This window comes from Nocardioides sp. NBC_00163, from assembly GCF_045206295.1.
In the GTDB taxonomy this organism is placed as follows: Bacteria; Actinomycetota; Actinomycetes; order Propionibacteriales; family Nocardioidaceae; genus Nocardioides.
Genome location: NZ_CP108155.1, coordinates 2,757,742 through 2,777,937, shown reverse-complemented (window position 1 = coordinate 2,777,937; position 20,196 = coordinate 2,757,742). Strand labels below are relative to the sequence as shown.

The following is a 20,196-nucleotide window of genomic DNA, read 5'->3' as shown; positions in this document are numbered from 1 at the left end:
GGTAATTTGTTGGCATGATCGCCCGGGTGACTGCAGACCCGGCAACCGTAGGCGCCGCACCTGACGCGAAGCCCTCCTCGGACCGGCCGCTCTCGGACCGCGTCTTCCCGGGAAGGTCCTGGTCCGGGCTGCTCCCGGGCGTGCTGGTCGTGGGCGCGACGCTCGTTCTCGCAGTACGCGTCGCCGGAGTCGACCTCGGCGACGCGCTGCTCTTCACCGGGTACGTCCTGGCGTTCCTCACCTTCCCGGGCACGGTGGTGTGGCGAGCGGTCGCCAAGCCGGGACCGAGCCTCGGCAACGACCTGGTCCTCGGCACCATCCTCGGGCTCGTCCTCGAGGCTCCGCTCTACGTGCTGCTGCGGCTCTTCGATCTCACCGAGCTGATCTACGGCTATCCGGTCGCGGTGCTCTTCGGCGCGATGGTCGTCGTCTGGCGCCGCCGGCGGGTCGGTCCGGTGGTGATCGGACGGGCGAGCCTGTGGTCGTGGGCCGGCGCGGCGGTGGCGGGCGTACAGGTCCTTCTGGTCACGAACCAGGTGTGGACCCAGAGACCGGTCGACGCGTTGCGGGCCCCGTATGTCGACGAGCCCTTCCACCTCGCGATCGCCGGCGATCTGCTGCACCACTTTCCCGCCCAGATGCCGTGGGTGGACGGCACCCCGCTCTTCTACCACTGGCTGGTCTACGTCCACCTGGCGTCGGCGGCGACGGTCACGCACATCGAGCTCATCGTGCTCATGCGGAGCATGTCGATCGCACTGCTCGTCCTGCTCGCGGTCGGTGGAGCGTACGCAGCGGCCACCCGTCTCACCGGACGGAAGTGGACCGGGTTCGTCGCTGCCCTCGTCCTCGCCATGGGCGCCACTCCGGACTTCTTCGGCTGGACGAGCCTGGTCAGCCCCGCGCAGCTGGCCTTCGACTCCGTCACCCGCGCGTTCGACAGCCCGACGCACGCACTGGTGATGCCGCTGCAGATGGTCCTGATGGTGCTGGTCGTGGAGATGATCCGGCGCGAGCAGTGGCGATGGGGGCCGTGGTTGCTCACGGTGGTCGTCATGGTCGCCGTGGCCGGTGCGAAGTCGTCGGCCCTGCCGACGATCGTCGCCGGGCTGTTCCTGGCTCTGGTGATCGCGGCTGTGCTGCGTCGCACGCGGATGGTCCGCACCCTCGGCGTCCAGCTCGGGTCGGCTGTCGCTGTCTTCCTGGTCGCACAACAGCTGTTCTACGGCGGCGGCACCCGGGCGACCGGGATCGATCTCAACGGGAGCACCGTGCAGCGGCTCGGCATCTTGATGCTGCCGGAGGGTGAGACCCTGCCTGGTTCCGCGCCGTTGTCGATCTGGATCAGCTTCACGGTCGGGTTCCTCCTCGTCGCGGTGCCGGTGATCGCGGCCCTGGTGCGTGGGGGCTGGCGACGGCCCGACTTCGTGTTCCTGGCCGGCACCTGGGCCGCTGGTGCCGGCGCGTTCATGGTCCTGAGCCATCCTGCGCTGAGCCAGGCGTACTTCCTCCTGGGCGCCGGCGGATTCCTCGCCGTGCTCATCGCCGTCTCGCTCTCGGACATCTTCCCCGTCGACCTGTCGTTGCGCGACGGCCTCCGGATCGCCGGCTGCGCCGCTCTCGGCTGCCTCGCCATCGTGATCGCGAGGCTGGTGGTGGGCGACGACATGCCGGCAGACGGCTCCGCCTTCACGCCGACGTTGCTGACCCAGCTCGTCGTGGGGCTCCTGGTGCTCGCCGTCGCACTCGTCGTCGTGCTCGTGTACGCCAGGCGATCGACGATCGCGGTGCTCCCGGCCGTCGTGGCGCTGATGCTGGGAGTCGTGCTCGCCGGCGCACCGCAGACCGTCGCGCTCGCGGTCGCCGGGCCCGCCGTTCCGCGGGCTCCCGACACCGACATCATCGGTCCGGATGGAGTCGCCGCCGCCCGGTTCGTCCGCGAGCACTCACAGACCGATGACCTGATCGCGACCAACGCCCATTGCATCGGGCTGCCCGTGCCCGACTGCGATCGCCGGAACTTCTGGATCGCGGCGTACGCCGAGCGTCGGGTCCTGGTCGAAGGATGGGCCTACATCGACCCGCTCGTGGTCGGTCTCCCGTCCACCGATCTCAACAACTCCGCCTATCTGCCCTTCTGGGACCCGGAGCTGCTCGAGGCCAACGATGCGGCGATCATTCAGCCGTCTCCGGCGACGATCGCCACGCTGCGCGACGAGCACGGTGTCGATTGGCTCGTCGTCGATCGTCGCTATCGCGCCGACCTCCGCGGCCTGCGCCGCGAGCTCGGCCAGCCGCGCTTCAAGCAGGGGCTGTACTCCGTGTTCGACCTGCGCTGACCCCGCGGACCGATCACGCTCCGGTCAACGGCGCAGGAGGCGACGGAGCCGGCCCCGCTGGGAGGCCTCCGCTTCCCTTCGACGGGCGCGGGCGTCCTCGACCTCTTGCTGGATCTCCTCCGGAATCGTGTGCAGGCCCTGCATGACCAGCTTCACGACCGCCATCACCTCGTCGCCGGGGATCGTGGCGTAGTCGCCGATGTTGTAGTCGGGGAAGCTGCTCTGCTCGATCATGTCGGTGAAGGAGAAGCCGCCGAGCTTGCCGATGAGGAGGTTGTCGTCGCGATAGTCGTCGAGCAGCTCCTGCCGGAACTCGGAGGTCATGTAGACCGCGCTGGAGTCGTTCCAGCCGAGCTGGGTGGCCTTGGTGACGAACTCGCCACGGAGGATCTGGATCCACTTCAGACGAGTGGCCTTCCAGGAGTCGACGCCTCGGAGTCGGCCACGCATCGGTGCGGCGGCCACGATCGGAGCCAGGTGTCGCGCGGTCTCGACGGTCCGCCAGCCGGATCCGACGTTGCTCGACCCCGCCCCCTCGCCCTGGATCGGGAGCTCGCACGTGCTCAGGAAGTCCGCGACGGCGTTCCCGTGGCGCAGCTCCTTGCGGATGAAGGGGCGCAGCCGCAGGTCGACGTCGGGGATGGCCGTGGTGATGGTGTCCGCGAACTCCCCGTAGCGCAGGAAGCTCATGTCGAGCGGTGACCACTCGCGGAACTCCTCGAAGGGCAGATCGACCAGCTCGGCGTGCTCGGGTCGCATCACCATCAGCCGCTCGACGTAGAAGGCGTTGTAGAACGTGGCCTGATCGCGGACGTAATGGACCCAACGGACCTTCGCGCCTGCCTGGCGCGCGTAGTCGCCGATCGCACTGATGTGCTCGGGCTTGAGCAGCGAGAACGACTCGCACGAGATCACCGTGGTCTCGGCGCTGCCGGAGGCGATCGACTCGACGAGCTGCTCCCAGGTGCCGAGGGCGGGGGTGAAGAGCACCTCGCCGAGGAGCTGGGAGTAGAGGTTCTGGTGCTGGACGCTGTGCGTGCCTCGGCCGATCGTCGGGTAGGCGACCTCGGGAGGGAGATTTCCCTCGCGGCTCGCGCGGGCAAGGAAGGTCTGGATCGCCGTGCTTCCGGTCTTGAACGTGCCGGAATGGACGATCAGAGTCTTCTGCATGCACCGCTCCAAGTGTCGCTGCTGGGATGGGGTGCGGCGCGACGTCCCGCGTGCACGAATCTTACCCGCCGGGGCTTATTGGCCGAGCTTCTTCTGCTCGATCTGAGCGTTGATCTCGACCAGCTCGGGGTGGGTCTCCAGGAGGGAGACGAGGCCGCTGGTGTCGAGACGATGGGCGTCGTGGTCCTCGATGAGGATCTGCAGGAGCCGCAGGTCCTCGGGGGTGTCGAGAGTGATCCGGTACGCCGAGGCGTCCCGCTCCCACGGCAGGTTGAGCTTGGGCCGGGTGTCGTCGGCGTAGAGCCACGGGGTGACGTGCTCGCGGTGGGGCGTCTCGGTCGCGAGCCGCTCGGCCTCCAGCAGCGCCGCCGCGGAGAAGACCTCGAAGTCGAGCCCTCGCGGATAGGTGCGCTCCAGGGCGTTGCTGGCATAGAGCGCGGGATCGTCGGCGGCGGCCCAGGCGTCGATGCCGCGGCGTACGACCTCGCCGTCGATCAGGGGGCAGTCGCTGGTCACCCGGACGACGACCTCGGGCTCGAACTCCCGCACCGCCAGCGCGAAGCGCGACAGCACGTCGGGCTCACTGCCACGGACCACCCCGGCGCCGAGCTTGTCGGCCAGGACGGCGACCGGGTCGTCGTCGATGTTGGTGGTCGTCGCGACGATCACCGGGAGGCTGGCCGCGGTGAGCCGGGTGAGGTGGTGCTCGAGCATGGTGATGCCGGCTGCTTCCCGGAGCACCTTGCCGGGGAGGCGGGTGCTGGTCATGCGTGCCTGGGTGATGACCGCGGTCTTCACAGGGTTCCGATCAGGGTCTCGACGACCTGGTCGACCTGGTCGTCGGTCAGGTCGGGGTACAGCGGCAGGGAGAGCTCCTCGGCGTAGAACGCCTCCGCGTTCGGGCACATCCCGCGCTGGTAGCCCAGGTCCGCGTAGACCGGGTGCCAGTAGACCGGGATGTAGTTGACCTGTACGCCGATGCCGGCCGCCCGCATCTTCTCGAAGACCTCGCGCCGACGGTCCTCGAGGATGCGCACCGGATAGAGGTGCCACGCCGGGTCCACGCCCTCGCGTTGGACCGGCAGCCGCAGCCCGTCGACGTCGGCGAGCGCGGCGTTGTAGCGGGCGGTGATCTCCGCGCGTCGCTGCTTGAACCCGGCCAGCCGGGCGAGCTGGGAGAGCCCGAAGGCGCACTGCAGGTCGGTGAGCCGGTAGTTGAGCCCGAACTCGTGGACCTCCTGGTGCCACGGCCCCTCGTCCTTGATCCGGAACCGGTCGGCGTCACGCATCAGCCCCACGAAGTGGAACTCGTGGGCACGCTGCGCGATGGCGGCGTCCTTGGCGACGACAGCACCACCCTCGGCGGTGGTGAGGTTCTTGGTCGGGAAGAACGAGAGCGTGGTCAGGTCGGCCAGGTCTCCGACCGGGCGTCCGCCGGAGAAGCCACCGATCGAATGGGCGGCGTCCCCGAGGGTCAGCGCGCCGACCCGGTCGGCGATCGGCTGCAGCGCGGCGTAGTCGGCCGGATGGCCCGCGTAGTCGACGGCGGCGACCACCTTGGTGCGGTCGGTGACGAGGGCGTCGACGGCGGCCGGGTCGAGGAGGGCGGTGTCCTCCTCCACGTCGGCGAAGACGACCTTGGCGCCCAGCAGCGAGGCCCCCGACGCGGTCGCCACGAACGTCATCGGCGTGGTGACGACCTCGTCACCGGCACCCACGCCGGCGGCGGCGTAGGCGATGTGGAGGGCAGCGGTGCCGGAGGTGCACGAGACGGCCCGGTGCCCACCGACCAGGTCGGAGAGCGCCTGCTCGAACGCGTCGACCGTCGGCCCGGTGGTGAGCCAGTCGCCACGCAGGATCGCCGTGACTGCCTCGATGTCCTCCTCGGAGACCGACTGGCGTCCGTACGGCAGCATTAGTGTCCCGCACCTCCATTCCGCACCGTAAGTCGCACGCTGCGCACGCACCTCGCCGCGTTGGCATCGCTCGGAAGACGCCCGGTATGCCGTCGCGACGCCGCCTTGCGATGCACGCACGCATCGCACGACTTACGGCACGGACTCTCGGATTGGGACACTAGATCCCCGACTCCAGAACCTTGCGGAGGTCCTCGGCGTCGTACCAGATGTCGTTCTTGTCCGAGGCGCAGTGGAAGCCGTCGGGAACCGGCACGGCGTCCATGATCGGCTTGTAGCCCCACTGCGGGTTCTCGGGCTCGATCACGTAGTACTTCCCGTCGCGGATGCTGACCGCGCGGCGGCCCTCCTCCGGGCTGATCATCTCCTCGTGGAGCTTCTCGCCGGGGCGGAGCCCGATGTCGACGAGCTTCGCCCCCGGTGCGACCGCCTCAGCCAGATCGACGACCTTGTGGGAGGGGATGTGCGGGACGAGCAGCTCACCGCCCTGCATGATCTCGAAGGTGTCGAGCACCATCTGCACCGCCTGCGGCAGCGTGATCAGGAACCGGGTGCAGCGCATGTCGGTGATTCCGAGCGCCTCGCCGCGCTCGGCCATCGCCTTCCACTTCGGGATGATCGAACCGCGCGAGCCGGTCACATTGCCGTAGCGCACCACGGAGAACCGGGTCTCGTAGGAGGAGGCGTAGTTGTTGCCGAGGATGAAGATCTTGTCGGCCGTCAGCTTGGTCGCGCCGTAGAGGTTGATCGGCGAGGAGGCCTTGTCCGTCGAGAGGGCGACGACCTTCTTGACCCCGGCGTCGATGGAGGCCTCGACGACGTTCTGCGAACCCAGGACGTTGGTCTTGATGAACTCGAAGGGGTTGTACTCCCCGGTGTCGACCTGCTTGAGAGCAGCGGCGTGGACGACGTAGTCGACGCCGTGGAGCGCCCGGTGCAGGCGGTCGCGGTCGCGGATGTCGCCGATGAACCAGCGGAGCCTCGGGTCGTTGCCGAACAGCTGGCGGCACTCGTACTGCTTCAGCTCATCGCGCGAGAAGACGATCACGCGTCGCGGGTTGAGGTTGTCCAGGAGGTGGCGGATGAACGCCTTCCCGAACGATCCCGTCCCACCAGTGACCAAGATGCTGGCGCCATCGAGAGGATGGTCGTTCGGGGTGGACTCTCGGACTTCCGAATTGGGCACGGTCACAGGGATGCTCTCTACTCTGGGCCTCACTGGTGCGCCAACGATACGGCGCGCAAAAGGTGACACATGCCGTGCCGTCCGCCGAAACGGACGAATCCGAGAGGTTGCGCATACATGTCCGTGGGATCGGTCGAGGCCGAAGGTCTTTGCGTGGCCATGGTGTGCGATGCCGGTCCCGAGGTCGGGATCGGGCACGTCATGCGCTGCCTGGCCCTCGGGGAGGAGCTCGTCGCCCGGGGCGTACGCGTCGTGGTGGTCGCCGACCTGGTCCGCGTGCCGTGGGTCGCGGAGCAGGTGCGGCGCCGGGGGATCGAGATCGCGTCGCCGGGACCGGACGATGTTGGCGATGTCCGCGACGTTCTCGCCCGCCTCGAGCCGTCGTCGGTGGTCGTGGACTCCTATCTCCTCCCGGCTTCGGTCTACGCCGACCTGAGGGAGCGCTGGCCGCTGCTGGCGCTCACCGACGGCGACCCGCGCGGACGGGTCGCCGACCTGTACCTGGACCAGAACCTCGGCGCGGAGGCCTCCACCTGGGCCATCCCCGAGGGGGCCAGGCATCTCGGTGGCCTCGACTACGCCCAGCAGCGACGTGAGATCGTCCGGCATCGCCCGAGCGCACCCAAGACCGCCGCGGATGAACACACACCCCTGCGAGTGCTGGCCTTCTTCGGCGGCACGGATGCCTTCGGGGTCGCACCGCGCGTCGTGCGCCTGGTCGCACGGGCGGCGATGGCCGTGGAGCTGACCGCCATCGCCGCCACCCCGGAGCTGGCCGAGGAGATCGCCGGCATCGAGCCGGCGCCGGGCCAGGTCGTCCACGTGATCGGGCCGACCGACACCCTTGCCGAGCTCGTCGCCGACGCCGATGTTGTCCTCAGCGCCGCCGGCACCTCGGCCTGGGAGCTCTTCTGCCTCGGCGCCGCGGCCGGGTTCGTCTGCGTCGCCGACAACCAGAAGGACGCGTACGTCCGGATGGACCAGGAGCAGTTGGCCGTCGGGATCGCCACCCTGGCCGAGCTAGACGGCGACTCCGCGGACGCCGTGGCCCGGATGCGTGACCTCCTGGGTGACGTACGTCTGCGGGAGAGGCTGCGCGCCGCCTGCTGGGCCATGGTCGACGGCCGAGGGCCGGCGCGCGTCGCCGACGCGCTCCTCGCCCTCGTCCGCGATCGGGTCTAGACCAGGTCCCAGCTGAGCGGTGTGCCGGCCGGGGCGTCCTGGGTGAAGGTGCGGCCGAAGACGATGTCGACGTCGCCCGGAGGGAGCCCGTCGGCGGGGCGGACGGAGCGTACGTTGTCCGGACCGACCTTCTCCCCGGCGCGTACGTCGCGGGTGACGAAGAGCGAACGACGGAAGCGCAGGCCCTCGCGCTCGGCCGACTTCGGGCCGATCCGGGCCTCGCCGAGTGCTTGCCAGGCGATCTTCGTCTCGCTGACGAGCGACGCGAACTCGTGCGGCTCCAGGGAGAAGTCGGAGTCGACGGCGCCGTCCTCGCGCGAGAGCGTGATGTGCTTCTCGATCACGCAGGCGCCGAGGGCGACGGCCGCGACCGAGGCGCCGATACCGAGCGTGTGGTCGGAGAGACCCACGGCGACGTCGAGCCCGTCGCGCAGCACCGGGATCCCGCGGAGGTTGGAGGCCTCCGGAGGAGCCGGGTAGGACGCCGTGCAGGCCAGCACGACGAGGTCGTCGTTGCCGGTCGCTCGTGCCGTACGCACCGCCGCGTCGATCTCGGCGAGCGTCGCGGTGCCGGTGGAGATGATCGTCGGCAGCCCGGTCTCGGCGATCGCGCGGACCAGCGGCAGGTCGGTGATCTCGGAGGAGGCCGACTTCAGCATCGGGACCCCGAGCCCGACCAGGAAGTCGACCGCGGTCGGGTCGAACGCGGCGCTGAACGGCACCATCCCGAGCTCGCCGGCCAGGGAGAAGATCGGCTCGTGCCACTCCCACGGCGTGTGCGCCTCCTCGTAGAGCTCGTGGAGGCGGCGGTTGGGCCACAGCGGATGGTCGGCCGAGAGCCGGAAGGCGGGGGTGTCGACGTCGAGGGTGATGGTGTCGGCGGTGTAGGTCTGGATCTTGAGCGCGTGCGCGCCGGCCTCGCCCGCGGCGCGCACGATGTCGAGCGCACGCTCCAGGTCGCCGCCGTGGTTGCCGGACATCTCCGCGATCACGAACGGCTCGTGGCCGGGACCGATCGTGCGGTCCCCGACGGTGATCTCGTGGTGGGTCATCACTGCTCCTTGGCGGAACGTCGGGTCGGTCGGTCGTCGCGGTGCAGGCTGACCGGGATCGCGGTCACCACGCCGTCGTCAGTGGTCTGCTCATAGGGCTCGCCCTCGGTGAATCCGAGCCGGCGGTTCATGGCGCGTACGGACTCGTTGTGGGGGAGCACCTCGCCCTGGAGGAGGTCGATGTCGAGGCCGTCGGGCTCAGGGGCGAAGGCATACGCCACAGCCTCACGCATGATCTTGGTCCACGCGAGCAGAGCCGTGCCGTCGGCGGTGGTGCCGTCGTGGTCGAGATAGAAGCCCCAGGAGGCGGATCTCGCGACGGGATCGTGATCGAAGAAGGTCACCACGCCGAGGGGGCGGGAGGCGTACTCGAACATGAGCACCCGCCGGGTCGGGTCCTGGCTCGCCCGGGACCACCAGGCGGCGTGCTCCTCGGCGGTGATCAGATGCTGGTTGATGCTCACCGACCGGTTCGCCTCTTGGTTGCGCCACGCCAGCATGCTCGGAATGTCGGCGTCGGTCGCCCGTCGTAACATCGGTCTCCTCAGACATCAGGGGATGCGCCGTCACGTTATATGGTCCGAGGCCATGGAGACTCTTGACCGACCGGCGGTCCGCAAGCTCATGGGTGAGGTGCTGGCCGTGCAGGGGAAGACCCTGCCTGCTGACGACACCGCGAAGCTGGCCGACATCGGCTTCCGCTCCCTCGACTTCTCCGAGCTCGCGCTCCGGGTCGAGGACGAGATCGACGACGAGCTCAACTTCGAGGCGGCAGGACTTCGCTCGATCGAGACGATCGGAGACGTGCTCGACCTGCTCGTCGAGATCCAGGGGCAGTGATCGCCGACAACCTCGTCGTCGACGCTCGGACGGGGAGGCGCACGACCTGGGGCGAGCTCGTCCAGCACGCCGCGCCACGGCCGGCGCCGACGGCTCATGTGGTGGAGCACAGTGTCGATGCGCTGCCAGCGGTCGCCGGGCTGAAGGACGGCGGCGAGCTGCTCGTCGTCGCCGCCGGCCGGCGCGACGAGTCCCTTGCGACGGAGCTTCGTGAGGCCGGGTTCGACCTCGTCGAGCCGTCCGGCGGCGTGCAAGAGGCCACCAGTCGCCGTGCGGCCGAGGACGGCCGGGTCTGGTTGCTCACCTCCGGGTCGACCGGCCGGCCCAAGCGGGTCGGTCACACCTTGGAGTCGCTCTCGACGGTGACCGGCGAGCTGGCTCCGCGCACCTGGCTGTGCCCCTACTCGCCCGGCACCTACGCCTGGTGGCAGGTGATCACCCTCGGGCTGGGCGTGCCCGGTCAGGACCTGGTGCTCGTCGACCCGGCCGACCTGGACGACTGGGTGACACCGGCGCTCGAGCACGGCGTGACCGCCGTCTCCGGGACCCCGACGTTCTGGCGGCGTACGTTGATGCGTCACGGCGCCGAGCTGCAGAAGCTCCCGCTCGAGCAGGTCACCCTCGGTGGCGAACCGGTCGACCAGGCGGTGCTGACGCAGCTCGGCGAGGCCTTCCCTGATGCGCGCGTCTCCTGGATCTACGCCTCCTCCGAGGTGGGCGCCTCGATCGTCGTCCACGACGGTCGCGCCGGTTTTCCGGAGGAGTGGCTCGAGGGCGACGTCCCCGGTCGCCCGCGACTGTCGGTGGTCGACGGCGAGCTGGTGATCACCTCGCCGCACCACGGCACCGACGCCTCGGGCGTGGAGATGGCCGGGGCCGTACGCACCGGCGATGCCGTCCGTATCGAGGACGGCCGGGTCCTGGTCACCGGTCGACTGGACCGCGACGAGCTCAACGTCGGTGGCTCCAAGGTGTCGGCCGGTGCCGTACGCGACCTGCTGCAGTCCCATCCCGCGATCGCCTGGGCGGCCGTACGCGGCCGGAAGGCGCCACTGGTCGGCACCATGGTCGTCGCCGAGGTGGTCGCCGACCAGGACGCGGGCGTGACCGCCGACGACCTGACCCGTTGGGCCGCCGAGCGGCTGCCCGAGTACGCCGTGCCGCGGCGCATCAAGATGCTCGCCGAGATCCCGGCCAAGGAGACCCTGAAGAGTGATGTCTGACTTTCAACCCTTCCCGCCCGCGTCAGTCGTGCTGGTCTCCGGTGCCTCCCGCGGCCTCGGCCTCGCCATCGTCACCGACCTGCTCGAGCGCGGGGTGAAGGTCGCGGCCTTCGCGCGCACGGTGACCCCCGAGCTCGAGGCGCTGGCCTCGAAGTACCCCGAGGACACCCACTTCGGCTCGGTCGACGTGACCGACGAGAAGGCGGCCCAGGCGTTCGTCAAGGAGGTCGAGGCGAGGCTCGGCGTCATCGACGGGCTGGTCAACAACGCCGCGATCGGCCAGGACTCGCTGCACGTGCACACCTCCTCCGACCGGATCGCACAGATCATCGAGACAAACCTGACCGCGCCCCTGGTGCTGACCCGGTTCGTGCTGCGGCGCCTGATCGGCAAAGGTCTGAAGGGTCGGGTCGTCAACGTGACCTCGATCTGTGGCCAGCGCGGCTATCAGGGCCTGGTGGCCTACTCGGCCACCAAGGGCGGTCTCGACGCGGCGACCCGCTCGCTGGCCCGCGAGCTCGGTGGCCGGGTGCTGGTCAACTCGGTCGCTCCCGGGTTCTTCGCCTCCGAGATGTCCGCGGTGCTCGGTGCGAACCAGCTCGAGTCGATCGCGCGGCGTACGCCCTCGGGTGCGATGACCACTCCCGAGGACGTCGTGCCGACCGTGCGGATGCTGCTGCTCGAGCAGACCAACATCAACGGCCAGTCGATCGTCATCGACGGCGGCGGCTCGATCTGATGCCCGCCGGCCGGCTCCGCGTCGGCAGCGATGCCGAGCTCGCCGGCTATCGCGCCCGCAGCCACCTGCACGACGGCCGAGTGGTCGCCTGGGTGGGCTCCTACGACGTCCCGGTGGCGGTCGACGCCGAGGTGGAGCGTACGGTCCCGACGGCCCTCGCCAGGCGGTTCGGCACCGACGGATTCTGGGAGCGATGGACCCGGGCGGAGTGCGTCGTGAAGCTCTTCGGCCGCGGCGTCGCCGACATCGTGGCCCTGATGGCCGACGACTCTGGCTCAGAGGTGCACTTGAGCACCGTACGTCTGCCGGGCGGGATCGTGGTCTCGATCGGCAGACTCCCTGGCGAAGGTTCCCTGAGGGGTATCGGCCGGAGTGCGGAAGACTGTTCGTTCGCCTGTAACCTCTGAGTTCGATCAGATTCGCGGGAGCGTCATTCGGGACGCCCTCGAACCGAGAGGGACTGTGCATGGGTCAGGGAATCGTCGACGTCTTGCGTCGCGCCGAACGAAGGATGCCTCAGGGTGTCCGTCGACTGGCTCGTGACGCCGGGCATCGCGTTCTCGGCCACGAGCGCGGACCGCTCGTCTCGGTCGTGGTGACGGTGACCGACCAGGACAAGCAGTATCTGGCCGAGTCGCTGCTCTCCGTGCGCGAGCAGACCCACACGACCCTCGAGATCCTGATCGCCCCCTACGGCCAGGCCAGCGTGGTGAGCGATCAGATCCTCGCCGATCTCCCTGACGACTACCGCCTGCGGCTGCTGGACAGCTCCGCGACGCAGGCCGAGGCCCGCGACCGTGGTGGTCGCGTGGCGCGCGGAGCCTACGTCTGCTTCCTGCTCGCCGCCGACCTCCTCACCCAGAACGCGATGCGTACGCTGGTGACCTCCCTGGAGGAGAGCGGCTCCGATCTCGCGGTCGGTCGTATCGAGAGTCGCCAGCGGCTCTCCCCGCCGGTGGTGCCGGCCTACGACCTCGTGCACGCCGAGAACCGCTCCGGCCTCACCCTCGACGAGTTCCCGGTGGCGCTGAGCGATGTCGGGGTGAGCAACCGGCTCTTCCGCACCTCGTTCTGGCGTCAGAACGGCTTCAGCTTCGGCGGCCGCGGCGGCGCCGACGCGGTCGGCTTCGACGGCTACCTGAAGGCCAGCCGCTTCGACGTGGTCACCGCGCCGGTGTGCGTCGACATGGACCGCGCCGACGGCACCCCGGTCGAGCAGCTCCACGACCAGACCCTGGGGATGGAGGAGTGGATCGCGCAGACCCGCTCGACCTGGGTCGCGATCGGCGAGCTGGACTCCGACCTGCGTGACCACTGGGCGCTCGGCGGGCTTGCGGGCCGCGCCAACACCATCCTCGGTGACGTCGAGCGGATGAGCGCCGAGCAGTGGACCGCCCTGCGCGACCTCGTCGTCGAGATCGAGCGCGACGTCTCTCCGGAGGTGTGGCTCAAGCTCCCGGTCGAGGTGCGGGCCCGGCTGACTTACCTCATCGCCGACCAGCGCGAGGAGCTGACCGCGTTCGTCGCGTCGCGCTGGTTCGAGCGCGGCAACCTGCGCACCCGGGTCGTCGGCGGTCAGGTGCGCGGGATCTTCCCCGACACGGACCTGCCCGAGGCCGTGACCACGCTCAACGAGCACGAGACGCCGGCGCGGGTGCTGGTGCGGGACGTACGTCCGCTCGACTCCGACCGGCTCGTGGTCGACCTGGTGGCGCGGATCGAGCTCGTCGACCTCGCCGAGGCGACCCCGTTCTTCACCGCCCGCCTGGTGCCCGACCTGGTCGCCACCGCCGACGAGGACGGCGCCGCGAGCGACCCCGACACGGCGCTGCCCGACCCGATCGACCTGACCGTGACGCCGCGGCGCGACGCGCAGGCCAACATGACCATCGGCCACAAGTACCAGGACTACCGCGCCGGCGGGTGCCGCACCGAGATCGACCTCACCCGGCTCACCGCCGGGCGCTGGCACCTCGAGGTCACCGTCGGCATCGACGGCGTCGTCCGCACCACCAGCGAGGTCCAGATCGACACCCGCGGCCCGGCCGGCAACCTGGCGACGCGCTACCGGCCGCGGGTCCACACCTCCGCCGGCCTGTCGGTGGCCTGCGATCGCTACCTGGACCAGCTCAGCTTCCGCGCCGTCCCGACGACAGCGACCTCCCTGGAGAAGGCGGAGGTCGACGGCCGCACCGTCTCCCTGACCCTCGCCGGCGAGCTGCCGCAGGCCGTGCGGGCAATCGGTGGCGGCGTACACATCGAGGCGCCCGTCAAGGACGGCAAGGTCACCCTCAGCCTCCCCGCCCACGGTGCCGTCGAGCCCGGCGTGCCGGCCGCCTGGCGGCTGGACACTCTCCAGGGCGGGACCTCTGGCCGGATCGTCTGGACCGACCCGATCGGTTCGCCGTGGACCGGCGAACGCGGAGGCAGCGTGCTGGCTTCGCGGGACGGCCGGGGCTACGCCCAGATCATCGAGGTGACCGACACCGTCGCGATCGACCGCGTCGAGCTCGGCGACGGCCAGATCACGGTGCGGGGCGAGTGGCTCAGCTCGATCCCGAAGCACGCCCGACTGACCCTCTCCGGATCGCGCCACAGCGAGACCGTCAAGATCGACACCGCTGCTGCCGCGTTCGAGGTCGTCTTCACGCTGCGCTGGGACGAGTGGGGCCTGGGCGAGTCCGTCCTGCCCAGCGGCATCTACCAGTTCCAGCTCACCTGCGGAGCCAAGCGACCCGGCAACGTACGCCACACCACCGCGTTCCTCGAGCACCAGGCCGAGTTCCAGACCAGCGACGAGGTCCGGCTGCGCCCGGTCAACGGCAACGGCCCGGGAGTCACCCTGCAGCCGCCGATCCCCGTCGACCACGCCGGCAGCTACGCCCACAACCTCGCCCGCGAGCGCGTGCTGGCGGCCGAGGAGCCCCTCGACGAGTCCGCGGTCTATCTCTCGACCTACGCCGGCTCGACCGCCACCGACTCCCAGCTCGCGATCCACGAGCACCTGCGTCGCACCCGGCCCGACCTCACCCTCTACTGGGGCGTCGCCGACCACGCTTCCCGGGTCCCCGAGGGCGGCATCCCGGTCGTGCTGCAGAGCCCGGAGTGGTACCGGGTCATCGGCACCGCGAAGTACCTCGTCCAGAACATCGACTTCGACCGCTGGTGGCGCAAGCGGGAGGGGCAGCGGTTCCTGCAGACCTTCCACGGCTACCCGGCCAAGTCGATGGGCCTGCGGATGTGGCGCGCGAAGATGTTCTCGCCGCTGCGCTGCGAGGCCGAGCTCGACCGTACGACCGCCGGGTGGGACCTGATCCTGACCCCGACGCCGGAGATGGACCGCTACTACCGCGAGGAGTACGCCTACGACGGCCCGATCCACGGCGAGGGCTACCCGCGCGACGACGCGCTGGTCCTCCCGTCGGCGGCGGAGGCCCGCGAGCGTACGCGCAACCTGCTCGGCATCGGCTCGCACCAGAAGGTGGTCCTCTACGCCCCGACCTGGCGGGACCACCTGGCGCTCAACTACCGCTCGGCGAAGATGGTCGAGCACCTCGACGTGGTCGCGGCCAGCGAGGCCCTGGGCGACGAGTACGTCATCCTGCTCCGCGGTCACCGGTTCAACTCCAAGGGCAGCGAGCGCAGCGAGCGCACCGCCCGGATCATCGACGTCACCGACTACCCGGAGATCAACGACCTGATCCTGGCCTCCGACGCGGCGGTGCTCGACTACTCCAGCCTGCGCTTCGACTTCGCCCTCACCGGCCGGCCGATGGTGTTCCTGGTGCCCGACCTGTCCGACTACACCGGCGGCATCCGCGGCTTCCTCTACGACTACGCCGACACCGCCCCCGGGCCGATGCTCGACACCGCCGAGGAGGTCGTCGCGGCCCTGTCCGACCTGGACCGGCTCGAGGCCGAGCACCGCGACCGGATCGCCGAGTTCAACGCCAAGTACCAGTACACCCAGGACGGTAAGGCGACCGAGCGGGTCGTCGAGGCCTTCTTCGACAAGCCCAGCTTCGACAAGCCCTGACGGTCACAAAAGCAGCGATGGCGCGTCCCCTTGCGGGGCGCGCCATCGCTGCTTTCTAGGGCCTCAGGCCAGGATCACGGCAGCCGGGCGAGAGCCGGCTTGGCCACCGCGGTCTTGCCGGGGATCGCGTTCCAGCGCTCCGGCAGGACCGCGCGGTGCGGGCCGACCTCGAGGAGGAGCACGTTGCGGTAGGTCATCCCGTACGTCTCGACATAGGGCGCCAGCGAGGTGAGCAGGTCCTGAGCGCGCCACTGAGCGGCGTCCAGCACGAGCACGTCGATGTCGAAGGCGTCGAAGTCGAAGGCGTGCCGCTGGTGGCCGTCCCGACGCAGATCGGCCGCCTCGGTGGTGCGCTCGGCCTGCTTGTTGGCGGCGGCGTGGATCTGCTGGAAACCGCTGACCGCGCGCGTGCCGACGACGTCGGTGGCAGCCACCAGGTTGCCCTCCAGGTCGGTGTCGGCGAGCCCGGCGATGTCCTCGGTCAGCACGGCGGAGACCGGAAGGATGACGAGCTTGTCGACGTCGGGGAGCAGGTCGGCGACCACGAGCCGCTCGACCTGGCCGATCGGGAGCGTGCTGCCGTCGGGCTGCTTGATGCCGTCGAAGCCGGACACGTCCAGGGCGCTGAGCGTGATCCCCGGCCGGGCGAGCTCGTCGAGCCGCAGGTCGGTGCCACCGGTCTGGACCCACAGGTGGACCGGACGGGACGAGTAGGCGGCGATGGACTTGATCAGCCGGCGCAGCTTCGGGCGCTGCTTCGGGCGGGCCGAGACGGCGACGTGGATCGCGTCGGCCGGGACCTGCTCCGGGGTGCTGACCGAGTTGCTGCGTACGTCCTCGGCGATCGAGCTGACCAGATCGCCCACCTTGCGGGCACCGGCCCGGCGCTCACGGGCGATCTCGACCTCGGCGGCGTTCATCTCGCGCCACTGCGTGTAGACCTCCTCGACGCTGGCGCCGGAGAAGATCTTGGTGAGGATCGTCTCGAGCCGGTCGTTCATGCTCTCCCGGATGCCGTCGAACTCGGCGGGGGTGAGCGGGTTGAGGCCGGCGAAGCGCGGGTCGGAGAGGTTCTTCGGGCGGAAGTCGATGTCGATGCCGATGCTGCGACCGGGCAGGTAGCAGTGCAGGCGGCTGGTGGCCAGCTTGCGGTGGTCGCGACGGTAGCCCTCGAGCATCGTGATCGCGTCGTCGATGTTCTGTACGAACGGCCGGAAGCGGACCTCGTCGAGGCCGCCCTGGGCGTAGGTCGGGGCGCCCTCGGGGATGCTGCCGTCGAAGACGTCGACGTAGCCGACCGGCGCGTCCGGGCCGGGCAGCTCGGTGGCGTCGGGGAAGACCGTCGAGACCGTGGTGGTGAGGCAGCCGGAGAAGAAGGCGGGCACGCCGACGGAGAGCAGGATGTCGACGGTCGTCCAGTCGCGGCAGCCGATCGGGGCGTACTTCTTGAGGTACTCGATCGTCTCGTCGGTCATCATGGCGCGGGTGCTGCAGTGGAACGAGACGAAGATCGGGCGCAGGTTCTTGTGGAACGGCATCCCGTAGCGCATCTCGAAGATCGGGTGCATGTACCACCCGAAGCCGAGCATCCAGGTGTCCTTCGGGACCGGCTGGTACATCGACGCGTCGCGCTGCAGGGTCATCAGCTGGACCTTGGCGGACAGGCCCTCGCGGACGCGCTCGGGGCGGACCCGCTCGCGCAGCCGGTTGGCCATGTCGTCGAGCTCGGACTCGCCGGTGAACTCGAGGTCGCGGTGGCGCACCACGTGACCGAGCGAGGCGACGGTCTGGACGTGGTCGCCGATGTTGGCGGAGGCGCGGGAGCGGCCGGGGTGGCCGTAGTCGACGACGGCGTAGGAGACGGTGCCCTCCGGCGCGGCCGGGGCGTCGGGCTCGTCGTTGTCGGCGGCGACCCACGGGCGCAGCCAGTCACGGCTCTCGACGACCCACTTGGTGTCGCCGTTGGTGCCGTCGCCGACGGCCTCGTCGAGCCGGGCGTAGAGGCTGCGGGCCAGCTCCTGGTCGCCGAAGCCGAAGACGCGGCTGGTCATCGCGAGCCACGCGCGGCCCGGGACGTACGCCGCGCCGGACGCGGCGAGGTCGCGCAGGGTCGCGCGGGTCGCCTCGGGGTCGACGTGGAGGCCGGACATGACGTACTCGTCGGCGGCCTTGGCGGCCCACTCCTCGACCGGGATCCCCTGGAAGAGGGCCCAGGCGCGCTCGTAGAAACCGCCGCCGGCGGCGTTGACCGCACCGTCGAGATCAGCGGCGACGACGAGCGGTTCGACCTCGATGGAGATCGGCGCCGGCTTAGAGTCCTGCGGCGCACCCTCCGAGATGGACGGGACGCGAGCGGTCAGGCTCTGACGCAGGCGCTCGGGAAGCAGCTGGCGAGCGAGTCGTCGAGCTGGGCTGGCCATGGGACTCCTTCATTGATGGTTCGACGCAGTGTCGTCGGGCGGAGCCGCGATGTTCGCGGTCCGTTCACACGTTTCCCCCTATGATCCCGGCCGGATATCCTGCCCGAAGAATCGGCAATCCCCAAAGACGCCGACTAATCTCTGCGCATGCCGATCCCCAACCCCCACGAGCAGGTGGCGTTCCCCGAGGGCCGCTACCTCACGATGTGCAACGAGATCGCGACCAAGTTCGGCGGGCAGACGCGGGCGATGATCATGCGCAACCGCCTGATCACGCAGCACACCGGGATCCCGACCACGCTGCTGACCACCGAGTCGAAGCCCGTCTACGACGAGGTGCGCGAGGTCCTGCGCGAATCCGGCCAGCTGGTCGAGGGCATGGACCTCCTCAACCTCTACGAGTGGTACCGGCTGAACACCCCGACCGACGCGCCGGACGAGTCCGTGGCCGCGCTCGGGGGCCAGCTGGGCGAGGTGGCCGGCACGACCATCTCGGACGTACTCCACCCCGACGGCACCGTCTACTACACCGCCCACTCGCAGTCGGGGAAGGACCTGGCGCGCGACTACCGTCGCGCCGACGGGTCGATCTACCTGCGGGCGCCGGGTCCGGGTGCCCCGGCCGCGTCCCGGGTGCCGTACATCCTCACCGACGCCGAGGGGCTCCCGATCCGGTCGTGGGAGACCGTGGGCGGCTGGCTGTGGCACTGGCTCGAGCTGCTCGCCGGCGACGCCGAGCGGGTCTTCTTCGTGACCGACTCCCGGTTCGCGCTGCGTGACGTCATGCCCCGCCAGGACGACCGCTTCTACTTCCTCCACCTCATGCACAACAACCATGTCGTGAAGGAACGGCGCTGGAACTCCCAGCTCTCGGGCAAGTACGCCCCGCTGCTCGACAACATCCATGAGTACGACGCGCTGGTGAACCTGACCCATCGTCAGTCCGAGCACATCGCGATGCGCTACGGCTCGACCTCGCACCGGTTCGTGGTGCCCAACCCGGTCGAGCTGCCGGTGCTGCCCGAGACGATGCCTCAGCGGGAGCCGGCGACGTTCGTCACCGTCGCCCGGCTCGAGCCGCAGAAGCGCCTCGAGCACGCCATCAAGGCCTTCGCGAAGGTGATCGAGAAGCGTCCGGAGGCCAAGTTCCAGATCTACGGTGACGGCAAGCTCTACAAGCCGCTCGCCGACCTGATCGAGACCCTCGACGTCGGCAAGAACGTCCAGCTCATGGGTCACGACCCGCGAGCCAAGGAAGCGCTGCTGCACGCCACCGGGTTCATCATGACCAGCGTCAACGAGGGCTACCCGCTGGCGACCCTCGAGTCGCTCTCCTTCGGCTGCCCGGTGATCAGCTACGACATCAACTACGGTCCGCGCGAGCAGATCAGCGACGGGGTCGACGGCTTCATCGTCGAGGCCGAGGACATGGACGCGGTCGCCGAGCGCTGCATCCAGATGATCGACGCCCCCGAGAAGGTGGCCGAGATGTCCCGCAAGGCCCTGGAGAAGGCGAGCAAGCACGACTGGCGCGCCTTCCTCGATGACTGGCGGGTCGCCTTCGCGGGCGCCGTCGCGCAGCGACCGGGCCGGATCGAGAAGGCACGCGCCCGGCTCGACGTCCACGCCCTCGGCTGGGCGCGCCCGATGCCCGAGGGCGTCGCGACTCGACTGCCGGGTCCGGCCAGCCGCCTGGGCCGCACCCAGGCCAGCTCGGCCGCCTTCCGTGACTCTCGTACGCTCCGCTTCGACGCCATGCTCACCGTGATGGGGGAGTGGCCGAAGGGTGTGATGGCGGACCGCATCGTCACCCTCGACGCCGTCTGCAACGAGACCGGCGAGGTGGCCGCGCTGCCGCTCGAGGTCTCGTCCGAGGGCCGGGGCGAGTTCAGGCTCGCCTCCAGGTTCGACCTCGCGGAGGTCTTCGAGGAGTTCTCGGAGAGGGCGCGCAACCTCGACCTACGGCTCCGGTTCACGGTCCACAACTGGAACTGGGAGACCAAGCTCGGCCGGCCACGCGAGGTGCGCCCGAACTTCGAGGTGTCGTTCGGTCCGAACGACGTCCTTCACCTGCAGCGACGCTGACCCGGCGG

Annotated in this window: 15 protein-coding genes; 8 read left to right on the top strand and 7 right to left on the bottom strand. The window is 69.8% G+C overall.

Features of this window, described 5'->3' with window-relative positions:
- Positions 1 to 14 precede the first annotated feature (14 nt).
- A complete protein-coding gene (locus tag OG801_RS13345) occupies positions 15 to 2,339 on the top strand; it encodes a hypothetical protein (protein WP_406036065.1) in 2,325 nt (774 codons plus the stop codon).
- Positions 2,340 to 2,363: 24 nt separating this feature from the next.
- Here the strand turns inward: OG801_RS13345 and OG801_RS13340 are convergent, their stop codons facing one another.
- The 4 genes from OG801_RS13340 to pseB all read right to left on the bottom strand — a co-directional run bounded on the left by OG801_RS13340 (position 2,364) and on the right by pseB (position 6,548).
- Positions 2,364 to 3,509, bottom strand: a complete 1,146-nt coding sequence (locus OG801_RS13340) for a hypothetical protein (RefSeq protein WP_355017473.1) — start codon at positions 3,507 to 3,509, stop codon at positions 2,364 to 2,366.
- 75 nt (positions 3,510 to 3,584) lie between these two features.
- Positions 3,585 to 4,277, bottom strand: coding sequence for a cytidylyltransferase domain-containing protein (locus OG801_RS13335; protein WP_406036064.1), 693 nt, complete (start codon positions 4,275 to 4,277; stop codon positions 3,585 to 3,587).
- A gap of 26 nt (positions 4,278 to 4,303) precedes the next feature.
- Positions 4,304 to 5,425: a DegT/DnrJ/EryC1/StrS family aminotransferase gene (locus OG801_RS13330; protein ID WP_406036063.1), complete on the bottom strand. Its 1,122-nt coding sequence runs from the start codon at positions 5,423 to 5,425 to the stop codon at positions 4,304 to 4,306.
- Positions 5,426 to 5,585: 160 nt separating this feature from the next.
- Entirely contained in the window at positions 5,586 to 6,548 is a 963-nt protein-coding gene (pseB, locus tag OG801_RS13325) for a UDP-N-acetylglucosamine 4,6-dehydratase (inverting) (RefSeq protein ID WP_406036062.1), read from the bottom strand.
- 180 nt (positions 6,549 to 6,728) lie between these two features.
- Between pseB and OG801_RS13320 the strand changes: the two genes are divergently transcribed.
- A complete protein-coding gene (locus tag OG801_RS13320) occupies positions 6,729 to 7,793 on the top strand; it encodes a PseG/SpsG family protein (protein WP_406036061.1) in 1,065 nt (354 codons plus the stop codon).
- On the opposite strand, the gene pseI is transcribed toward OG801_RS13320, so the two are convergent.
- A complete protein-coding gene (gene pseI, locus OG801_RS13315) occupies positions 7,790 to 8,845 on the bottom strand; it encodes a pseudaminic acid synthase (protein WP_406036060.1) in 1,056 nt (351 codons plus the stop codon). The two genes, OG801_RS13320 and pseI, sit on opposite strands and share 4 nt — an antisense overlap.
- Entirely contained in the window at positions 8,845 to 9,381 is a 537-nt protein-coding gene (locus OG801_RS13310) for a GNAT family N-acetyltransferase (RefSeq protein ID WP_406036059.1), read from the bottom strand. The genes pseI and OG801_RS13310 overlap by 1 nt, the downstream gene beginning before the upstream one ends.
- Positions 9,382 to 9,433: 52 nt before the next feature.
- Here OG801_RS13310 and OG801_RS13305 point away from each other — a divergent pair, with 52 nt between their 5' ends.
- The 5 genes from OG801_RS13305 to OG801_RS13285 are packed head-to-tail and all read left to right on the top strand — an operon-like array spanning position 9,434 to position 15,683.
- Positions 9,434 to 9,685: an acyl carrier protein gene (locus tag OG801_RS13305; RefSeq protein ID WP_355223853.1), complete on the top strand. Its 252-nt coding sequence runs from the start codon at positions 9,434 to 9,436 to the stop codon at positions 9,683 to 9,685.
- The gene (locus tag OG801_RS13300) at positions 9,682 to 10,908 is read left to right on the top strand and encodes an AMP-binding protein (RefSeq protein ID WP_406036058.1); all 1,227 of its coding nucleotides are present in this window, start codon (positions 9,682 to 9,684) and stop codon (positions 10,906 to 10,908) included. Before OG801_RS13305 ends, OG801_RS13300 begins: the two co-directional genes overlap by 4 nt.
- Positions 10,901 to 11,647 carry an SDR family NAD(P)-dependent oxidoreductase gene (locus OG801_RS13295; protein ID WP_406036057.1) on the top strand — a complete coding sequence of 249 codons (747 nt, stop codon included), beginning with the start codon at positions 10,901 to 10,903 and terminating at the stop codon, positions 11,645 to 11,647. The genes OG801_RS13300 and OG801_RS13295 overlap by 8 nt, the downstream gene beginning before the upstream one ends.
- Positions 11,647 to 12,054, top strand: coding sequence for a hypothetical protein (locus OG801_RS13290; protein ID WP_406036056.1), 408 nt, complete (start codon positions 11,647 to 11,649; stop codon positions 12,052 to 12,054). Before OG801_RS13295 ends, OG801_RS13290 begins: the two co-directional genes overlap by 1 nt.
- 59 nt (positions 12,055 to 12,113) lie before the next feature.
- Entirely contained in the window at positions 12,114 to 15,683 is a 3,570-nt protein-coding gene (locus tag OG801_RS13285) for a CDP-glycerol glycerophosphotransferase family protein (RefSeq protein ID WP_406036055.1), read from the top strand.
- A gap of 74 nt (positions 15,684 to 15,757) precedes the next feature.
- Here OG801_RS13285 and OG801_RS13280 read toward each other — a convergent pair whose 3' ends face one another.
- A complete protein-coding gene (locus OG801_RS13280; RefSeq protein WP_406036054.1) occupies positions 15,758 to 18,103 on the bottom strand; it encodes a hypothetical protein in 2,346 nt (781 codons plus the stop codon).
- 147 nt (positions 18,104 to 18,250) lie between these two features.
- Between OG801_RS13280 and OG801_RS13275 the strand changes: the two genes are divergently transcribed.
- The gene (locus tag OG801_RS13275) at positions 18,251 to 20,188 is read left to right on the top strand and encodes a glycosyltransferase (protein WP_406036053.1); all 1,938 of its coding nucleotides are present in this window, start codon (positions 18,251 to 18,253) and stop codon (positions 20,186 to 20,188) included.
- The last annotated feature ends 8 nt before the right edge of the window (positions 20,189 to 20,196 follow it).